Here is a 17,641-nt window from a genome sequence, read left to right as displayed (position 1 = left end):
TTTGAAATGAATGCAAGATTCATTCTCACTTTATTCTCATTACAATCTTAAAGCATTTAGAATTTATTATCAACTCTTTTAAACAGAGTCAGTATTGTATAATAAATCCTTTATTTAATAGGATATCATGCATACCCAATTATCATCAAAAATAAAAGGTACGTATGCTTATTGTACATACGTACCTTTATTTTCTCATCTATATTTCTAAATAACGCTTTACTTTCTCAGTCGATTTCATTATTTTTTCATGTGTCCGTCATACTCAGCAGCAAAATGCTTACACTTCTCATGCTCTTGCTGACGCTTTTTTTCAATTGCCAATCGCTTTTCTAACTTTCTTTCATACTCAGCAAATCCGATATGATGCGTCTGTTGCATAGCCTTCTCCATTTCAGAAGTGTAATTCATTTCTATTCCGCTATTGATAGGGAATCATCCTTTCTTATTTTATGACAATAATAAGGTTAACACAGAGGTGATTCCCAAAACAAAACGAATTTAAACGTATTATTCAGTTTATTGATCAGTATTTAACGGTTATTTAAGCCAAATAAACATCCTCATACAGTTTCTACTGATAACGCACATATACTCCCTATTCTTCATAAAAGCTATTACATCAAACTGCTGGATCAATGTATTGTTGATATTCACTTTGTTAAAAGTAACTTTTTTAAAACGTTAGTCTGCTTGTTTTTTGTCGCCAACAGGTACGACTGCACCTTCGTATTCTTCTTCAATAAACTTCTGAATTTTTTCAGAATGTAGTACGTCTACAAGCTTATTTAATGCTTTATTGTCCTTATCCTCTGCTCTTACTGCGATAACATTAACATATGGTGAATCCTCATCTTCTATGAATAATGCATCGTCAGTTGGGATTAACCCTGCACCAATAGCATAATTTGTGTTTATGACTACTAATGATTCTTCATCTGTTTCATAAATTTCTGGTAAAAGTGCTGGGTCATAATCTGGTGAAAACGTTAAATTCTTAGGGTTTTCAGTAATATCATCAAGCGTTGCTTCTGATGTCTTTACTCCATCTGCCAATTTTATTATCCCATTCTTTTCAAATAAACCTAGTACACGACCACGATCAGACACAGAATTACTTAAGACTACTTCTGTTCCTTCTGGAATCTCCTCTATACTCGAAATGCCTTTGGAATAGACACCAATGGGTTCAATATGAATTCCATCGATATAATCCAACTTATATCCAGTATCACTTATTGTTTGCTCTAAATACGGAATATGTTGAAAATAATTAGCGTCTATTTCTCCATTAGCTAAGTCATCATTCGGTAATACGTAATCCTCATATTCAGTTATTTCCAATGTAATGCCTTCTTCTTTTAATAATGGCTTAGCCTCTTCAAGAATTTCAGCGTGAGGTGTGCTAGAAGCGCCTACTTTAATCGTATTTGCATCGGAGGAAGCTTCATCATCTCCGCCGCATGCAGCTAACACAAATCCTAAACTTATAATAATTAACACGGATAACCACAATTTTTTCATTTTATTCGCTCCTCTTAACTTGTTCATTTTATATCGTTCTTATCTTTTGTCTAACTTTCTTGATACATAATCGCCAATAAATTGAAATAGAAAAACAATGCATACAATAATGATGGAACATATAAGTACAACATCAAAGTCCCTACGTTGAAAGCCAGAGTAGTAGGCGTAGCTGCCTAATCCACCTGCACCAATTGCACCTGCCATCGCTGTATAACCAATTAATGCAATAGCTGTTACCGTAATACCTGAGATCAATGCTGGCATTGATTCAGGTAACAATACTTTAAAAATAATCGTACTGGTCTTTGCTCCCATTGCCTTTGCAGCCTCAACGACACCTTTATCAACCTCTCTCAGTGCTATTTCTACAAGCCTTCCATAAAATGGAGCTGCACCAATAATTAATGCTGGTAACGCCGCGTTTGGACCACGGATGGTTCCAATTAAAAAGTTAGTAAACGGGAAAAGCAATAAAATCAATATAATAAATGGAATAGCTCGAAATACATTCACTACCGTCGCTATAACAAGATTTAATAACCTATTCTGCCAAATTCCTCCTTTTTGTGTAAGGAATAGAAGCAATCCTAACAATAACCCAATAATAAACGTTCCAACTAAAGCAATGATCGTCATATAAAAAGTCTCATAAGTTGCTTCTATAAAATCTTCTACTTTAATATTTGGTAATAAATTAGTTAGCATCGTGGATAACCTCCAATTCTACGGAGGTTTCTTCACGAACAAATGAAATAGCTTTGTTCATATCTTTTTCATTACCGTCCATTTGAATAAATAAGGTTCCATAGGCACCAGCCTGTGTTTGCGTTATTTTCCCTTGTAAAATGCTAATGTCCACACCATATTTTTTTATAATTTGACTAATTAATGCGTGGTTCGTTGTTTCTCCAACAAAATGAAGTCTGATTAGCTTTCCATTTTGATAACGGTTCATAACATGTGATATATCACTATCTTCCTCGTCAGACCCCATAATTTGTTTGACGAACTTTTTAGTAACAGTTTGCTTTGGATGTAGAAACACATCGAGTACATTCCCTTGTTCTACAATCTTTCCATTTTCCATAACAGCAACTTGATTACATATTTTTCGAATCACTTGCATTTCATGTGTAATAAGAATAATAGTTAACCCTAAATTTTTATTAATATTAACAAGTAAATCTAATATTGCGTTCGTCGTTTCTGGGTCAAGTGCCGAAGTTGCTTCATCACATAATAAAACCTTTGGCTTATTTGCCAAGGCACGTGCAATACCGACTCGCTGCTTCTGACCACCACTTAGCTGGGCGGGGTAGGATGTTTCTTTTCCCGTTAACCCAACTAGCTCAATCAATGTTTTTACACGATTATCCCTTTCCGCTTTAGGAATCCCAGCTATTTCCAAAGGAAAAGCAATATTATCGGCAACAGTTCGCGACCAGAGCAAATTAAAATGCTGGAATACCATCCCAATATCTTGCCTTACTAATCGAAGTTCTCGTTTATTTAATGTCGTAATTTCCTTGTCATTCATTGTAATTCGACCACTGGTTGGTTCTTCAAGGCGATTTAATAATCGAACGAACGTACTTTTACCCGCTCCGCTATAACCAATAACACCAAAGATGTCTCCTTGATCAATCGAAAGGGTCAAATTATCTACAGCTGCTGTATTGCTTTTGTTTGAAGTAAAGACCTTACTCAAACCCTGTATCGATATCACACGTAATCCTCCTTTTATTTACATACATTTGTATTATGTCCTTAAATACAATTAAAAACGCCTTTCTGTAAGAGAACAGAAAGACGTTTGTTTGCCTTTTCGTCCCCTCATCTATCAAAGCCTAGGCTTTGCAGGAATTAGCACCTTTCAAGCATGATAGCTTGAAGGTTGCCGCGGTTTCATAGGGCCAGTCCCTCCACCGCTCAAGATAAGAGTTTTTCAACTATTTAATTACGATAAAAGATATATTAGCATGCTGTATAAACAATGTCAACGATTTTCAGCTAACTATTCTTAAACATTTCCGGCTTATAATCTAATAAATATCGATAAATATTAGGTATGGAATGAAATGCGTACACTTTTTCTACAATTCGATTATCCTTCTTAACAACAAGACACGGTACACTTTCTATTTGATTATCCTGCATAAATTCTGGATACAAGGATGCATTCATCTCATAAAAAATGTCTTCTTGATGTACAGACTCAATTTTCTTTAGCATGGACCTTGCTAAATTGCACGTACCACAAAAAGGAGTAAATATATAAAGAAGGTAGTGGTCTCTTTTCAAAAGTTCGGCTGTAATTTGTTGCAAACATATCACCTTATTTAAACTAATTCATAGTGCTTGCTAAGTCCTACCCATTACTTTTACACCTTGTTTAGATTAAGAAAATCGGATTAACAGCGATTCGTTTACTCACTAATACTTGAGCTAAAATATTTTCAGGAGTTGTTGCCACTTCTCGATATTCACTACTAACATAGATGTGTTCTGCATGTGGTAGTTCTCTTGCCAATTGCTTTCGCAGTTTTTGGCCTGATTCATCCTCATCTACTAAAATGTAGACGTCTTTATCATCTAATGCGTAATCCTCTAACATTTGATCGAATCGTTCAACACCTAATGTTCCATTCGTACATATAATCGTTACATCGTCAGTAATAACCTTTCTAATTTGCTTTTTATCTGTTAAGCCTTCTACGATAATAATTTTTTCTAATTCGTCAGTTATCATCACATAGCACTCCTCAGTAAATCAAGCGGAAGGTTTTAATATCGCTCACTTCTACTATGTTATCAGTAGTTGTCTTTTCGAAATGTGAGTTTCCTTTATTATATGATGAAATGTAGTTATTTAGTGATACGTCCAATTCGTAATGTTGAGCAATTAGTATAGCTGTAAAAACATGGCTGATTCCAACCAAAGGTTGTTTATCAGCCATTTATTTTTCTGATATGCAATTAGTCTTGATTTACGATCTCATCATATGCATCAGCAGATAATAAATCATCAAGCTCTGTCTCTTCAGATGGTTCAATCACGACCATCCAAGCTTTCTCGTAAGGAGATTCATTTACGAATTCAGGGCTATCCTCTAGCTCTTCATTCACTTCAATAACCTTACCGCTAATTGGAGCATATAATTCAGAAACTGTTTTCACTGATTCTACACTACCAAATGGTTCATTTACTTCTAATTCATCACCAGGTTCAGGGAGCTCTACGAACACAATATCTCCTAATTCATCCTGAGCAAAATCAGTAATCCCAATACGAACTTTTCCATCTTCTTTTTTTACCCATTCATGTTCTTTTGAGTATAATAATTCTTTAGGTACGCTCAAACTATCCCCTCCAATATGTAATTCACTTTTACTATACAAGGTATACGCGCAATTATCCAGTATTTCTTTTTAACTTTTCATATTATTTGTTCATACGGTTTTTTCCAAAAGTCCATAAATACATGTCTTATTTTGGACGTTTCTTTATGTCTGTTATTTTACGTAAGTCTATCCTAAACATGCTCTGTTCAAAGAGAAATTAAAGCCACGTATTTTCAAACATCTCCTCTTTAAAACCGACTGTTACTTTTGAGTCATCTGCGACAATTGGACGCTTAATTAGCATGCCATCGGTGGCTAATATTGTTGCCATCTCTTCATCAGATGCATCTTTTATTTTATCCTTGATATTTAGTTCTCGATATTTTTTTCCGCTTGTATTAAAAAACTTTTTGGCAGGAAGCTCACTTTTATCAAACAGATCTAATAATTCTTCTTTTTTCGGTGGAGATTCAACAATATGAATTAACTGATATTTAACCTGATGATCATCCAACCATTTCTTTGCTTTTTTGCATGTACCACAATTTGGATACCAATAAACGGTGACTGCCATGTAGACACTCCTTTGTAATCTAGTATAGATTTATTATAGCAAAATAGCAGATGTAAATTCGACTAAAATGTTGACCTATAAAAAGTGATGGTCTGATTCGAAAGTCATGTCTCTGGTTAACATTGAAAAATTGGTTCCTGTCGAAGGCTTGCCATGGTCCCAGAGTCAACTTTTTCCGTATCTTATGTTTACTACCTGCGAGATCTTTCGCTCATGCTATTCCCACAGGCGTCTCCGCCATCCTCTCTGCAATTAGACACTAGAACATCGCCCCTTTCATCATATTGTAATTCACCAACCAAAAACAAAAATGAACTGATTGTTTATGAGGGATCTACGATAAAGTTATAACTAAATTAGAGATGATATCGAACTCTTTAACTTATGCAAAATAAAGTGGGTGAAGGCGGAATTTCAAATTAATACAAACCAAACGAAACACTGAGGCAAGGACAAAACACAACTTCTTTACTCAAAATGCGAATAATCATGTTATCAATAGAGATATCATCGCCGCACCGTGAAACTATACGCTCTTTCCGCGGGCATAGCACATAGCCGTCAAGTTAAGCAGGATATTTTAAAACCTAAAAAGTTATTCGTTATTCTGACATTATAAATGGAATAATTTGGAGGGATTACGTATGGCTAAGCAATATCATTTTGACTCGTTTGTAAAGCGTGTGCTCGATATTTTATCTATTTCTGAACTTCGCAATGTTGCTCGAGAATCAGGTTTTGTACAACGATTGAAGAAGATAATGCCGGAAGATTTCTGAAGTATATGTGCCTTCTTACATGTTTTTTACATGATAGTGATAGGTAGCTTCAGGAATACCCACAACAAGAAAAATATCTTTTAATCGGAATCCTTCTTCTTTGAGTTCGAATGCCACCTTTGCCTGTGCTTTTCGTAGAAGGCATTCGGATTCTCCCGAAAAGCTTTTAGCTTTTTTAAGTAGGCATTCTCTAGCCTTAGTAGTTCACAACCTTCACTTTATATTCTTCACTATATTTAGCCACAAAACCCCCCTGAAATTAGTTTTTCACTCTAACTTCAGGGGGGGTGGTACCACATCGTTCGTTTTTAATTGTTTCTTCATTCTTTTGTCTTAGTGTCGATGTTTCGTTCATTTAATGGGCTGTTGTCTCAGCATGATATATTACAACACATATTTTTCTTCTTTAATAATTTGCTTTGCTATTTCTCGTTTCTTGGCAATTACATTTGTAGGCGTATGGCGAGTTAGCTTCCGTAATGAAGATAACATCATTCTTAGTGTATCTCCTTCTTCTACAGCAATTAATGTTTCTTTTGCATCAGCTTCTATACGATTAAATGCTTCTTGTACGAATACTTGCGTATAGAGTAGCTTTTGTTTATGCTTTGCTTCTCCATCTTTTTTAATTGCCTTTTCAGTACGTAGAATAGCAGCTTCCATATTGTAAACCTCAGCTACCATATCTGCTAAATTCACTAATATTTCTTGTTCTTTTTCTATTTTTTGCATATATTTTTGAGCTGCAAGCCCTGCACCAAGTAAGACAATTTTCTTCGCATTTTTCAGTAGATGCTTTTCTTGCTCAAGTGTTTCAGTACCTACCTCTTCCGGCATAAGCATCATCAGCTCTTCTTGGAGTGCCTGTGCTTTTTGAAGAAGTGGTAGCTCGCCTTTCATCGCCTTTTTCAATAGCGTGCCTGGAACGAGTAAACGATTAATTTCGTTAGTTCCCTCAAAAATACGATTTATTCGCGAGTCACGATAGATACGTTCCACTTCATATTCTTGCATAAATCCATATCCACCATGCATTTGAACTGCTTCATCTGCCGCATAATCTAGTAATTCCGTACACGTATATTTATTCATGGAACATTCAATCTGATACTCTGCTATAGCTCGTGCCACTTCTCTACCATCATTTAATTGTTCTTGTGTTAAAGCTCCCATACGCTGTTCGAACAATCCGACGGTTCGGTAAACAGAGCTTTCATTCGCATACGTCTCTGCAGCAATCGTAGCTAGTTTTTCTTGTGTTAAAGAGAAGCTGGAGATTGGTGTATTAAATTGCTTACGCTCATTCACATATTTTACAGCTAATTCCAGCGCTCTCTTTGAACCACCAACTCCGCCAATAGCTAGCTTATAACGCCCTACATTTAAAATATTGAACGCTATAATATGGCCACGTCCCTTTTCTCCTAATAAATTTTCTACTGGAACTTCAGCATCTTCCAAGATTAATGTACGCGTAGAGGAACTCTTTATCCCCATTTTCTTTTCTTCCGGTCCGGTAGATACACCTGGAAAGTCCCTTTCCACAATAAACGCTGAAAAGTGCTCACCATCAATTTTTGCGTATACAACAAATACATCTGCAAAGGCTGAATTGGTGATCCATTGCTTTTCACCATTTAGTATATAGTGTGTTCCGGCTTCATTTAATTTTGCTGTTGTTTTTGCACCGAGCGCATCGGAACCAGAGCTAGGCTCTGTCAATGCATATGCAGCTAACAATTCTCCAGTTGCCAGTTTAGGTAAATAGGTTTGTTTTTGTTGTTCGTTTCCAAAGAAAACAATTGGTAAAGAACCGATGCCGACATGGGCACCATGTGTTACAGAAAAACCACCAGCGCGTGAAAATTTCTCTGTAATTAGCGACGAACTAATTTTATCTAATCCTAACCCGCCATACTCTTCCGGAACATCGGCTCCAAGTAATCCTAATTCTCCTGCTTTCTTTAATAAATCTACGGAATGTTCAAACTCATGATTCTCCAAATTCTCTAATTTCGGAAGGACTTCACCGGATACGAATTCTTCTGTCGTTTTTGCAATCATCTTATGTTCTTCTGTAAAATCTTCCGGTGTTATTACATCATCACTCGATAAATCTTCTACTAAAAAACCGCCACCTTTAAACACCTTCTCCTTCGTTTCACTCATTTTCATCTATCCCTTCTTTATTTTTTCTGAAATACCGATGTGATTATCTTAAATTAATCGTTTCCTAGTCATCGAGTAGTTCAAATTAGTTCAAATACTCCAGCGGCTCCCATTCCGCCACCTATACACATCGTTACAACTCCATATTGTATTTGCTGTCTCTTCATTTCATGCATTAAACTTAACGTTAGCTTTGTACCAGTCATTCCTAGTGGATGCCCTAAAGCAATCGCTCCACCGTTTACATTCACTTTATCGATATCTAAACCCAATGCTTCAATTACTCGAACTGACTGTGAAGCAAATGCTTCATTTAATTCAAATAAACCAATATCAGATAATTCAAGTCCAGCAATTTTTAATGCTTTAGGAATGGCTTTTACTGGACCTACCCCCATAATTTCCGGCTCTACTCCAGCTACTGCAAATGATCGAAATTTAACAATGGGTTTTAATCCTTCTGCTTCCGCTTTCTCACGGTCCATTACAAGTACTGATGCTGCACCATCACTCATTTGTGATGAATTGCCTGCTGTAACGGTTCCCTGCACATGAAAAGCTGGCTTCAATTTATTTAGAATATCCATTGAAGTTCCTTCACGCACACCTTCATCCATCGAAAACGTTATTTGCTTTTCTTCTGGCTTATGCTTGGCGTTAATAAAACGGTGAATAACTTCTACTGGAACAATTTCATCCTTAAACTTTCCTTCTTTTAGCGCTTTCCCTGCATGCTCATGACTACGAACAGCAAGCGCATCCTGATCTTCTCTGGAGATGTTGAAACGATTTGCTACTTCTTCGGCTGTATGGCCCATTCCCATATAGTAACCCGGTGCATCCTGAACAAGCTTTGTATTAGGCTTAATGACATGGCCAGCCATCGGGATTAGACTCATTGATTCTGCTCCACCAGCTATTATCGTGTCACTAGCACCTACCATAATTCGTTCAGCTGCATACGCTATACTTTGTAATCCCGAGGAACAGTAGCGATTAATTGTAATCCCTGGTACGTCATGCTTCAGGCCTGCAAGCCCAGCGATATTACGCGCCATATTCATTCCCTGTTCTGCTTCAGGCATTGCACAGCCAATTATGACATCATCGATATTTCCATCGTAATCCCCTGCTCGTTTTAAGGTTTCCTTTATTGTTATCGCTGCCAAATCATCCGGTCTAGAATTGGCAAGCGATCCTTTTTTTGCTTTTCCTACAGGGGTCCTTGCACCTGCAACAATGACTGCTTCCTTCACAATGTTTCCCCCTTTTTCATTAATTACGTAATGGTTTCCCTTTTACTAGCATGTGCTGCATCCGTTGTTGTGTTTTGGGCTCTCCGATTAAACTTAAAAATGCTTCTCTTTCTAGATCAAGCATGACCTGCTCATCAATCTTTGTTCCTTCTTTGATCCTTCCACCAGATAAAACATATGCTAGCTTTTCTGCAATCTTAACATCATGTTCTGATGCATACCCACTGAGCTGTAATGACTTAACTCCCAAAAGCATTGCTGCATAGCCAGGATCACCTACAACCGGAATCTTTTCACGTATTGGTGCTCGGTAACCAGACTTCGCAAGAGCTAACACATTTTCCTTCGCATCATATAAAAGATGATCAGGATTAACACTAATTTTGTCTCTTTGATCCAAGTAGCCATTATCACGAGCTTCGGCAGCCGAAGTTGATACTTTAGCCATAGCAACTTTTTCAAATACGTCATTTGCCACTTTTGTTAAGTCGAAATGAATCCCTTTTGGCATATTTCGAAGTTGCTTCAGATATAGCTCCTTTGTTCCTCCGCCACCTGGTATTAACCCAACTCCAAACTCAACTAACCCCATATAGGTTTCAGCTGATGCTTGTATGGATGCAGCTGGTAGAGATACTTCTGCACCGCCACCAAGTGTCATATTAAACGGAGCAGTTACTACTGGTTTATCAGCATACTTGATGGCCATTGCCATATTTTGAAATTGACGAATAACCATATCCAGTTCAAAGAAATTATCGTCTTGTGCTTCCATCAGCATCATTCCTAAGTTAGCTCCAACACAGAAATTTTTCCCTTGATTCCCAATAACTAGTCCTTCATAATTCTTACTAACCTCTTCCAGTGCATAATTAACCATTTGGATAATATCAAGGCCTATAGCATTACTTTGTGAATGGAACTCTAATCCCGCTACTCCATCTCCAAGATCTATGAAACTAGCTCCGACATTCTTTTTTATGATGCCATTCACATCTTTAAATCGCTTTAGATTAATTTCCTTTTTATTAAACTTCTGTTGTTTATACGTACCTTCGTCATAATAATAAACATTGCCATTATCTGTTTTATAGAATGTTTCATTTCCATCTGCTAATAATTGTAATACCCATTCAGGAATACGTTCGCCTTCAGCTTGCATTCGCTCCACTGATTTTCGCAAACCAATTGCATCCCATGTTTCAAATGGTCCTATTTCCCATCCGAATCCCCATCTCATAGCCTCATCGACTGCTACAATATCATCTGCAATCTCTCCAGTAAGCTCTGCAGAATAAATGAAAACCGGCTTCAGAATGGACCATACGAGATCACCTGCACGATCTCCTTTATTCGATATAAGCGTTTTCAATTTCCGACGAGACCCTTTTTCCTGCTTCGCCATTTCAGTAGCAGCTGTTTTAAGTTTTTTGCGATTCTCATATTCTAGTGTTTCTGGATTTAATTCATAAATTGTACTGCCACTTTTATCTTTTTTCTTAAAGAAGAATCCTTGACCAGACTTAGCACCTAGCCAGCCTTTTTCCTTCATTTCCATGACAAAGTTAGGTATATCAAATATTTCTTTCTCTTCACCTTCAACTTGGTCATACACATTTTTCGCTACATGAATGAAGGTATCCAGCCCCACGACATCAAGGGTTCGAAATGTTGCACTTTTCGGTCGCCCAATCATTGGCCCTGTAACAGAATCCACTTCTCCTACACTATAGCCTCCTCTTAGCATTTCACGAACCGTTACTAACAACCCATAGGTGCCAATACGGTTAGCGATAAAATTAGGCGTATCCTTTGCTTCCACTACTCCTTTACCTAACACATTCTCTCCAAACGCTTTCATAAATGCTAATACTTCTGGATCGGTATCCTTCGTAGGTATTACTTCTAATAACTTTAAATAGCGTGGTGGATTAAAAAAATGTGTTCCTAAAAAGCGCTTTCGAAAATCTACTGAACAATCACTTGCCATTGCTTCAATGGATATACCCGAAGTGTTCGAAGTAACAATCGTACCTTGTTTTCGATATTTATCTACATTTGCAAATACTTTCTTCTTAACGTCCAGATTTTCAACTACAACTTCAATAATCCAGTCTACCTCTGCAAGCCTCTCCATATCATCATCCATATTCCCAATTTCAATTAAGTCGAGGCTCTGCCTCGTAGTAAGTGGTGATGGCTTCTGCTTTAGAAGTGCTTGCTTACTTTGTGCTGCAATTCTATTCCGAACAACACGATCATCCAAGGTAAGACCTTTTTGTTCTTCATCTTTCGTTAATTGTTTTGGTGCAATATCAAGCATTAATGTAGGAATTCCAACATTAGCCAAGTGAGCAGCAATTCCAGATCCCATAACACCAGACCCTAAAACAGCTGCACGCCTGATTGATTGCTTCATACTTTATCCCCCAATCTCCTTTTGAATGAATACTCATTCATTTTACTTCGAAAAATAAAAGATAGTTTCCTATCTACTTATCTATAACTATAAAGTATTTACAGATTTTTCGCAATCCATTTATAAAAATTTTTATCACGTACCACGGTTGTTGCTACTCTCCTCATCATTTCCTTATTTGGTTTCTTAAATGGAAGCCTTTAGCTACTATACGTACTTCCTACCAGTTATATGCATCGATAAAGCAAGTGTTATGTTCACTTGTTTGGAACTTATCAACTGTATCCGTACTGCTTTAATATAAGTAAATTAATGATGCTAGGTAAATATTATGAAGACAATATCCATCCTATTTCTTATTTACGATTCCTTTCAATACAAACATCACATTCGCTGGACGTTCAGCAAGTCGTCGCATGTTATAACCATACCAATCCCTTCCATAAGGGACATAGACACGCATCGTATATCCTTCGTTTAAAAGCTCCTTTTGCAAATCAATCCGAATTCCATAAAGCATTTGGAATTCGAAGCGCTCTTTTGGAATACGATACTCTAGCTCTAATTGTTTTACATAGTTAATAATAGCTTCGTCATGGGTTGCTATTGCAGTATAATTGCCTTGAAGCAAGTTTAATTTAATAATCTTCCTATAATTTTCGTCAACATCTTTTTTCTCTGGAAATGCTACTTCATGTGACTCCTTATATGCTCCTTTCACAAGTCGTAAGTATGGATCAAAGGCGTTTAACTCTTCAATATCCGCTTCTACTCGATATAAATAAGCCTGTAGTACAGTTCCAATATTACTATATTCATTTCGAAGCTCTTTAAATATATGTAACGTTTGTTCAGTCCGTTCAAAATCCTCCATATCAATAGTAACGTTAACTTGATGCTGTTTAGCCACATCTAAAATCATTCGCATGTTCTGCATGACAAGTTCTCTGGATATATCTAATCCAATTGAAGTAAGCTTCAGTGATAGTTCAGCATTTAATTCTTCCTTAGCTAACACTGTTATGGCGTGGACACATTCCTTAGCAGACTCTCTAGCTTCTTGTTCATTATCAATAAATTCACCTAAATGATCCACCGTTACTACAAATCCAGCTGCATTCATTCCCTTTATTTTTCGAGATGCCTGCTCAATGGTTTCACCAGCTACAAATCTTCCAGCTCCAAATTTAAAACCATACCTTTTGGCTAATTTCGTTAACGATTTATTTTTTGATAAGAATAAGAAGAAGCTGCGCATTAGCTGTTCCACTTACACGCCCCCTATATTTTAAAAAATTTAATTTTTCTTTCTACTCATTTATTATAAAGTTATTTTAGCATTTTTAAATGATTTTTTCCTACTATAATTCATTCATATCGAAATTATTTCGAAAGGACTACTAATCAGCTAAATCAATCGTAATCATTCCTATTTACATTTCGTAATGATTACGGTAATATAATGGAAGACATTTGAACAGGGAGGAACAAAAACGTGAAAAAGTCTTACATCGTTCTTATTTCTATTATTATAGTAGGAATCATCTTTACTGGATGTTCCTCTAATAAAGCATCTACGAAGAAGAATGGGGATTTGACCATCTATACTTCAATCTACCCCATTCAATTTGCTGTTGAACAAATAGCTGGAGATACGGCTGATATTCAATCCGTTTATCCTGCTGGAGTAGATGCCCACACGTATGAGCCCACCTCCAAGGATATTACGGAAATTGCAAAGAGTAACGCATTTATTTACCTTGGCGCTGGTATGGAGGGTTTTGCTGAAAGTGCAGCCGATGCGCTCTCTGCAGAAGACGTAGCCCTTATTGAACTAGGAGAACAGGAATCATTATTTCATACTGAAGTGGATGGTGAGCACAGTAGCCATAATGAAAAACATGCTGATCACTCACATGACGGACACGATCACGGTGATCATGATCCTCACATTTGGTTAGACCCTTTACGAATGGTGCAATTAGCCGAATTAATTAAAGATGAACTCATTACATTAAATCCAGATAAACAAAAATTGTATGAAACGAACTTTGCAAACCTCGAATCTCAGCTATATGAATTGGACAATGCGTTTAAACAGGTACTAACTAATAAAGAGAATAAGCATATATTAGTTTCTCATGCAGCGTATGGGTATTGGGAGGATCGTTATGGCCTTGAACAAATTTCCATTAATGGTTTGTCATCGAGCAGTGAGCCATCCCAAAAGGAGTTAACAAAAATTATTGAACAAGCAAATGAGTATCAACTTGATTATTTAATTTTTGAACAAAATACCTCCAACCGAGTATCTAAAATTATACAAGAACATATCGGAGCAGAAGCGGTAACCATTCATAACTTAGCTGTGTTAACGGAAGAGGATGTAGCGAATAAAGAGGATTATCTGTCATTAATGAGACAAAATTTACAAACACTAGATACAGTAACGAAATGAGCCGTTTTTAGCATGCGCCTCATTCGTTGAATTTCGGAAAGGAGTAAATATATGGCAGAGACTATTGTTACAATGAAAGACATTGACTTTTCATATGAGAATAAAAAAGTACTCGATCATATCAATTTTGCTATTCCGCGTGGTTCGTTTATGGGCCTAATCGGACCTAATGGTGGGGGGAAAACAACGTTAATCAAGATCATTCTTGGCCTGCAAAAACCAGATACAGGTTCCGTTGAGCTTTTTGGTCAATCACTAGAACACTTTTCAGATTGGAATAAAATTGGCTTTGTTTCACAAAAAGCCAATTCCTTTAATAAAGGTTTTCCTGCTACGGTGTTTGAAGTAGTATCTATGGGCTTGACTGCAAAAGTCGGGTATTTTAAATTCTTTACTAGAAAGCATAAAGCAAAAATAATCGATGCGATTGCACAGGTTGGCATGGGAGCATACACACATGAAAATATTGGCAACCTGTCCGGTGGCCAACAGCAACGTATTTTTATCGCTAGAGCACTCGTAAATGATCCTGAATTATTAATTCTTGATGAACCAACTGTTGGCGTCGATAAAGAAAATGTGCAGCGATTTTACGAATTATTATATCAATTAAATAGTCAGAAAAAGATTACCATGTTAATGGTTACACATGATACAGGAACCATGACTAAGCATGCCACTGAAATAGTATGTTTGAATAAAACCCTGCATTTCCATGGGAATCCAGAAGAATATCAAGCTTTAACAGATACAGATTTATCTCGTCTACATGGCCATCATGTAAATATCATTACACACGATCATTAACCTTTGGAGGAAGAAGTATGATTGCCGACTTTTTAGAATTTGATTTTTTACGACATACATTTTTAACAGGACTACTAATAGGCATTATTGCCCCATTACTAGGTACTTTTATTGTAGTAAGACGACTTTCTTTAATAGCTGATGCATTATCTCATGTTACACTAGCAGGGATAGCATTTGGTCTTTTATTAGAAAAGAAATTTGCTATCATGCTAAGTCCTTTGTATAGTGGGATGGCTTTCTCTGTTTTTGGATCAATCTTTATAGAAAAGCTTAGAGGTGTTTATAAAGCCTATCAAGAAATAGCAATTCCAATTATTCTCTCCGGTGGTGTTGGTCTAAGTGTTATTTTCATTTCTCTTGCTGACGGCTTTAACACCGAGTTGTTTAATTATTTATTTGGTTCTGTTTCTGCTGTGAGTAAAAATGATTTATATACCATTGCTGGAATATCCGCGTTTATAATGATTGTAATTGCTTTGTTTTTTAAAGAGTTGTTTACCCTATCATTTGATGAAGAACACGCAACAATATCAGGTCTACATGCTAAATCTATTCATCTGCTCTTTATTGTTTTAACAGCACTTGTCATTGCAGCATCCATCCGCATTGTTGGTGTTTTACTCGTCTCTGCACTAATGACGTTACCAGTAGCAGCAAGTATGCGTTTAGCAAAAGGATTTAAGCAAATGTTACTTTTATCTATTGTATTTGGTGAACTAGCTGTTATTATAGGATTAATATCTGGATATTATTTAAGTATACCTCCAGGTGGAACCATTGTAATGGTCTCCATTATTATTTTATTACTTTCTATATTTATAAAGCGATTCAAACATACAATAAAAAAGTGAGGGATGCTGAATGGATATTAATGAAGCTATCGAACTTTTAAAGGAAAAAGGATATAAAACAACCGGTAAACGAAAAGAAATACTATCCTTTTTCGCTGATGCAGACGGCTACCGTACAGCAAAAGATCTAATTCAGTATTTAGAATCAAGCTATGACGGTATTAGCTTTGATACAGTTTATCGAAATCTCCATTTATATAATGAAATAGGTATACTAGAAACGACGGAATTAAATGGTGAAAAACATTTTCGTATAAATTGCACACATCATCACCACCATCATTTTATTTGTAAAGATTGTGGTAAAACAAAGGAAATCAAAGTTTGTCCAATGGATGAAGTGGAACAAGCTTTAGCCGACTATGCAATCGAAGGACATAAGTTTGAAATTTATGGAAGGTGTCCAGGATGCAAGCTAGCGTTAACGTAAAGAACTCCCTAGCAATTGGATTAGGTGGCGTAGTGGGATCTTTGTTTCGCTACTTAATATCATTAATTATAATAGCAGAGGGGTTTCCCTTTGCTACTTTATGTGTAAATTTAATGGGATGCTTTATATTAAGCTATATCTTACATAATGATAAAGTGAAAAAAATTCTATCTCCTCCAATGTTTGCGTCATTAAGCGTTGGTTTAATAGGCTCCTTTACGACGTTTTCTACATTTTCAGTGGAAACCATAGAGCTATGGAATAAAAGTCAGCTATTAGCTGTTCTTTATTGTATAATTAGTGTTCTTGGTGGTCTTTTCTTTTGTTTCCTAGGGTTTAAAAGCTCATTGACTGGAAGAAAGAGGGGAAATGTATGAATTTTCTATTAGTTGCCCTAGGAGGATTTATAGGAAGTATTGCACGTTACCAGATTTCATTATTTACTACGAGACGTTTAATAGGTACATGGATAGCCAATATAACAGGATCAATGTTATTAGCCGTACTATGGCATTTTTACATAACCCAGTTTATCTCTGAATTCTGGTGGCTACTATTTGGAGTAGGATTCTGCGGAGCATATACCACCTTTTCAACATTTGGTAATGAAACAATGAAGCTACTCCAAAACAAAGAATACAAATTAGCGATTTGTTATGTGTTTGCTTCGCTTCTCATATCATTTATAACTGTTGCTAGCATTTTTTATATTCTATAAGATTATGTTAAAACAGGTATTTGGCCCATACGTTAAAAAACTTGCGCGTCGGCCTTTTTTACTTTCATATCTTACAGTTATTCGATTCGTGAAGTCCCCTAGTTTCTAGGCGCTGGAGCTGAACACGCCCCTATTTATCCACTTGAGCTAATTTTATCATTTCCTAGATAAGAAAAACCGGGCAAAATTCGCTCAGTCCTTATCACTAAATGCTCAGATTTACGCTTCCTCTAGTAGCTATTATGGAATAATAGCTACTGCTTGCTTGACCACCACTCCGGCTGCCCACTTCCCTTTCCGTGGGGTTT

General features: G+C 36.5%; 19 protein-coding genes and 1 riboswitch. Of the genes, 7 read left to right on the top strand and 12 right to left on the bottom strand.

The genetic code is table 11. The features are described from left to right. Nucleotides 1-240 precede the first annotated feature (240 nt). The 8 genes from RVS70_RS03545 to RVS70_RS03510 all read right to left on the bottom strand — a co-directional run bounded on the left by RVS70_RS03545 (nt 241) and on the right by RVS70_RS03510 (nt 5,443). Entirely contained in the window at nt 241-411 is a 171-nt protein-coding gene (locus RVS70_RS03545) for a hypothetical protein (protein WP_166529766.1), read from the bottom strand. Nucleotides 412-684: 273 nt separating this feature from the next. Then, nucleotides 685-1,524, bottom strand: a complete 840-nt coding sequence (locus tag RVS70_RS03540) for a MetQ/NlpA family ABC transporter substrate-binding protein (protein ID WP_205388775.1) — start codon at nt 1,522-1,524, stop codon at nt 685-687. 39 nt (nt 1,525-1,563) lie between these two features. Further along, nucleotides 1,564-2,232 carry a methionine ABC transporter permease gene (locus tag RVS70_RS03535; protein WP_321132531.1) on the bottom strand — a complete coding sequence of 223 codons (669 nt, stop codon included), beginning with the start codon at nt 2,230-2,232 and terminating at the stop codon, nt 1,564-1,566. Then, entirely contained in the window at nt 2,222-3,253 is a 1,032-nt protein-coding gene (locus RVS70_RS03530) for a methionine ABC transporter ATP-binding protein (RefSeq protein WP_321132530.1), read from the bottom strand. The genes RVS70_RS03535 and RVS70_RS03530 overlap by 11 nt, the downstream gene beginning before the upstream one ends. Nucleotides 3,254-3,357: 104 nt before the next feature. Beyond that, a riboswitch (SAM riboswitch) is annotated at nt 3,358-3,468 on the bottom strand. Between the two features lie 69 nt (nt 3,469-3,537). Beyond that, nucleotides 3,538-3,861 carry a thioredoxin family protein gene (locus tag RVS70_RS03525; protein WP_308035994.1) on the bottom strand — a complete coding sequence of 108 codons (324 nt, stop codon included), beginning with the start codon at nt 3,859-3,861 and terminating at the stop codon, nt 3,538-3,540. Nucleotides 3,862-3,919: 58 nt separating this feature from the next. Then, complete coding sequence (locus tag RVS70_RS03520) at nt 3,920-4,276, bottom strand: toprim domain-containing protein (protein ID WP_026681599.1); 357 nt, start codon at nt 4,274-4,276, stop codon at nt 3,920-3,922. Nucleotides 4,277-4,503: 227 nt separating this feature from the next. Next, nucleotides 4,504-4,887: a glycine cleavage system protein GcvH gene (gcvH, locus tag RVS70_RS03515; protein WP_026681600.1), complete on the bottom strand. Its 384-nt coding sequence runs from the start codon at nt 4,885-4,887 to the stop codon at nt 4,504-4,506. A gap of 199 nt (nt 4,888-5,086) precedes the next feature. Next, nucleotides 5,087-5,443, bottom strand: a complete 357-nt coding sequence (locus RVS70_RS03510; RefSeq protein WP_121605612.1) for an arsenate reductase family protein — start codon at nt 5,441-5,443, stop codon at nt 5,087-5,089. Nucleotides 5,444-6,087: 644 nt separating this feature from the next. On the opposite strand from RVS70_RS03510, the gene RVS70_RS03505 reads away from it, so the two are divergent. Continuing rightward, nucleotides 6,088-6,222 carry a hypothetical protein gene (locus RVS70_RS03505; protein ID WP_321132528.1) on the top strand — a complete coding sequence of 45 codons (135 nt, stop codon included), beginning with the start codon at nt 6,088-6,090 and terminating at the stop codon, nt 6,220-6,222. A gap of 384 nt (nt 6,223-6,606) precedes the next feature. Here RVS70_RS03505 and RVS70_RS03500 read toward each other — a convergent pair whose 3' ends face one another. From RVS70_RS03500 to RVS70_RS03485, 4 genes are all read right to left on the bottom strand, one after another. Next, on the bottom strand, nt 6,607-8,391 hold the full coding sequence (locus RVS70_RS03500) for an acyl-CoA dehydrogenase family protein (RefSeq protein WP_026681602.1): 1,785 nt from the start codon (nt 8,389-8,391) through the stop codon (nt 6,607-6,609). 80 nt (nt 8,392-8,471) lie between these two features. Then, a complete protein-coding gene (locus tag RVS70_RS03495; protein WP_321132526.1) occupies nt 8,472-9,647 on the bottom strand; it encodes an acetyl-CoA C-acetyltransferase in 1,176 nt (391 codons plus the stop codon). Between the two features lie 19 nt (nt 9,648-9,666). After that, nucleotides 9,667-12,066 carry a 3-hydroxyacyl-CoA dehydrogenase/enoyl-CoA hydratase family protein gene (locus tag RVS70_RS03490; RefSeq protein ID WP_321132524.1) on the bottom strand — a complete coding sequence of 800 codons (2,400 nt, stop codon included), beginning with the start codon at nt 12,064-12,066 and terminating at the stop codon, nt 9,667-9,669. 349 nt (nt 12,067-12,415) lie between these two features. Then, nucleotides 12,416-13,336, bottom strand: coding sequence for a proline dehydrogenase family protein (locus RVS70_RS03485; RefSeq protein ID WP_026681605.1), 921 nt, complete (start codon nt 13,334-13,336; stop codon nt 12,416-12,418). A gap of 225 nt (nt 13,337-13,561) precedes the next feature. On the opposite strand from RVS70_RS03485, the gene RVS70_RS03480 reads away from it, so the two are divergent. From RVS70_RS03480 to crcB (RVS70_RS03455), 6 genes are read left to right on the top strand one after another with little or no spacing between them, the layout of a single operon-like run. Beyond that, nucleotides 13,562-14,524, top strand: a complete 963-nt coding sequence (locus tag RVS70_RS03480; RefSeq protein WP_205388778.1) for a metal ABC transporter solute-binding protein, Zn/Mn family — start codon at nt 13,562-13,564, stop codon at nt 14,522-14,524. A 51-nt stretch (nt 14,525-14,575) separates the two neighbouring features. Further along, complete coding sequence (locus RVS70_RS03475) at nt 14,576-15,331, top strand: metal ABC transporter ATP-binding protein (RefSeq protein ID WP_026681607.1); 756 nt, start codon at nt 14,576-14,578, stop codon at nt 15,329-15,331. A 17-nt stretch (nt 15,332-15,348) separates the two neighbouring features. Then, nucleotides 15,349-16,185, top strand: a complete 837-nt coding sequence (locus RVS70_RS03470) for a metal ABC transporter permease (protein ID WP_026681608.1) — start codon at nt 15,349-15,351, stop codon at nt 16,183-16,185. Between the two features lie 10 nt (nt 16,186-16,195). Then, complete coding sequence (locus tag RVS70_RS03465) at nt 16,196-16,615, top strand: Fur family transcriptional regulator (RefSeq protein ID WP_026681609.1); 420 nt, start codon at nt 16,196-16,198, stop codon at nt 16,613-16,615. Beyond that, the gene (crcB, locus tag RVS70_RS03460; RefSeq protein ID WP_051388332.1) at nt 16,594-16,992 is read left to right on the top strand and encodes a fluoride efflux transporter CrcB; all 399 of its coding nucleotides are present in this window, start codon (nt 16,594-16,596) and stop codon (nt 16,990-16,992) included. Before RVS70_RS03465 ends, crcB (RVS70_RS03460) begins: the two co-directional genes overlap by 22 nt. Then, nucleotides 16,989-17,333, top strand: coding sequence for a fluoride efflux transporter CrcB (gene crcB, locus RVS70_RS03455; protein WP_026681611.1), 345 nt, complete (start codon nt 16,989-16,991; stop codon nt 17,331-17,333). Before crcB (RVS70_RS03460) ends, crcB (RVS70_RS03455) begins: the two co-directional genes overlap by 4 nt. The last annotated feature ends 308 nt before the right edge of the window (nt 17,334-17,641 follow it).

The sequence above is a fragment of the Virgibacillus sp. M23 genome, assembly GCF_034190895.1.
Lineage (GTDB): Bacteria > Bacillota > Bacilli > Bacillales > Amphibacillaceae > Virgibacillus > Virgibacillus salarius.
Note: the sequence above shows the minus strand (reverse complement) of the source record. Positions and strands in the feature narration are given on the sequence as shown.

Excerpts from the sequence above, each read along its gene's own strand:
- crcB (WP_026681611.1), top strand. The coding sequence starts at position 16,989 with ATGAATTTTCTATTAGTTGCCCTAGGAGGATTTATAGGAAGTATTGCA.
- RVS70_RS03540 (WP_205388775.1), bottom strand. The coding sequence starts at position 1,524 with ATGAAAAAATTGTGGTTATCCGTGTTAATTATTATAAGTTTAGGATTT.
- RVS70_RS03505 (WP_321132528.1), top strand. The coding sequence starts at position 6,088 with ATGGCTAAGCAATATCATTTTGACTCGTTTGTAAAGCGTGTGCTCGAT.
- RVS70_RS03500 (WP_026681602.1), bottom strand. The coding sequence starts at position 8,391 with ATGAGTGAAACGAAGGAGAAGGTGTTTAAAGGTGGCGGTTTTTTAGTA.
- RVS70_RS03520 (WP_026681599.1), bottom strand. The coding sequence starts at position 4,276 with ATGATAACTGACGAATTAGAAAAAATTATTATCGTAGAAGGCTTAACA.
- RVS70_RS03510 (WP_121605612.1), bottom strand. The coding sequence starts at position 5,443 with ATGGCAGTCACCGTTTATTGGTATCCAAATTGTGGTACATGCAAAAAA.
- crcB (WP_051388332.1), top strand. The coding sequence starts at position 16,594 with ATGCAAGCTAGCGTTAACGTAAAGAACTCCCTAGCAATTGGATTAGGT.
- RVS70_RS03475 (WP_026681607.1), top strand. The coding sequence starts at position 14,576 with ATGGCAGAGACTATTGTTACAATGAAAGACATTGACTTTTCATATGAG.
- RVS70_RS03535 (WP_321132531.1), bottom strand. The coding sequence starts at position 2,232 with ATGCTAACTAATTTATTACCAAATATTAAAGTAGAAGATTTTATAGAA.
- RVS70_RS03465 (WP_026681609.1), top strand. The coding sequence starts at position 16,196 with ATGGATATTAATGAAGCTATCGAACTTTTAAAGGAAAAAGGATATAAA.
- RVS70_RS03490 (WP_321132524.1), bottom strand. The coding sequence starts at position 12,066 with ATGAAGCAATCAATCAGGCGTGCAGCTGTTTTAGGGTCTGGTGTTATG.
- RVS70_RS03545 (WP_166529766.1), bottom strand. The coding sequence starts at position 411 with ATGAATTACACTTCTGAAATGGAGAAGGCTATGCAACAGACGCATCAT.
- RVS70_RS03470 (WP_026681608.1), top strand. The coding sequence starts at position 15,349 with ATGATTGCCGACTTTTTAGAATTTGATTTTTTACGACATACATTTTTA.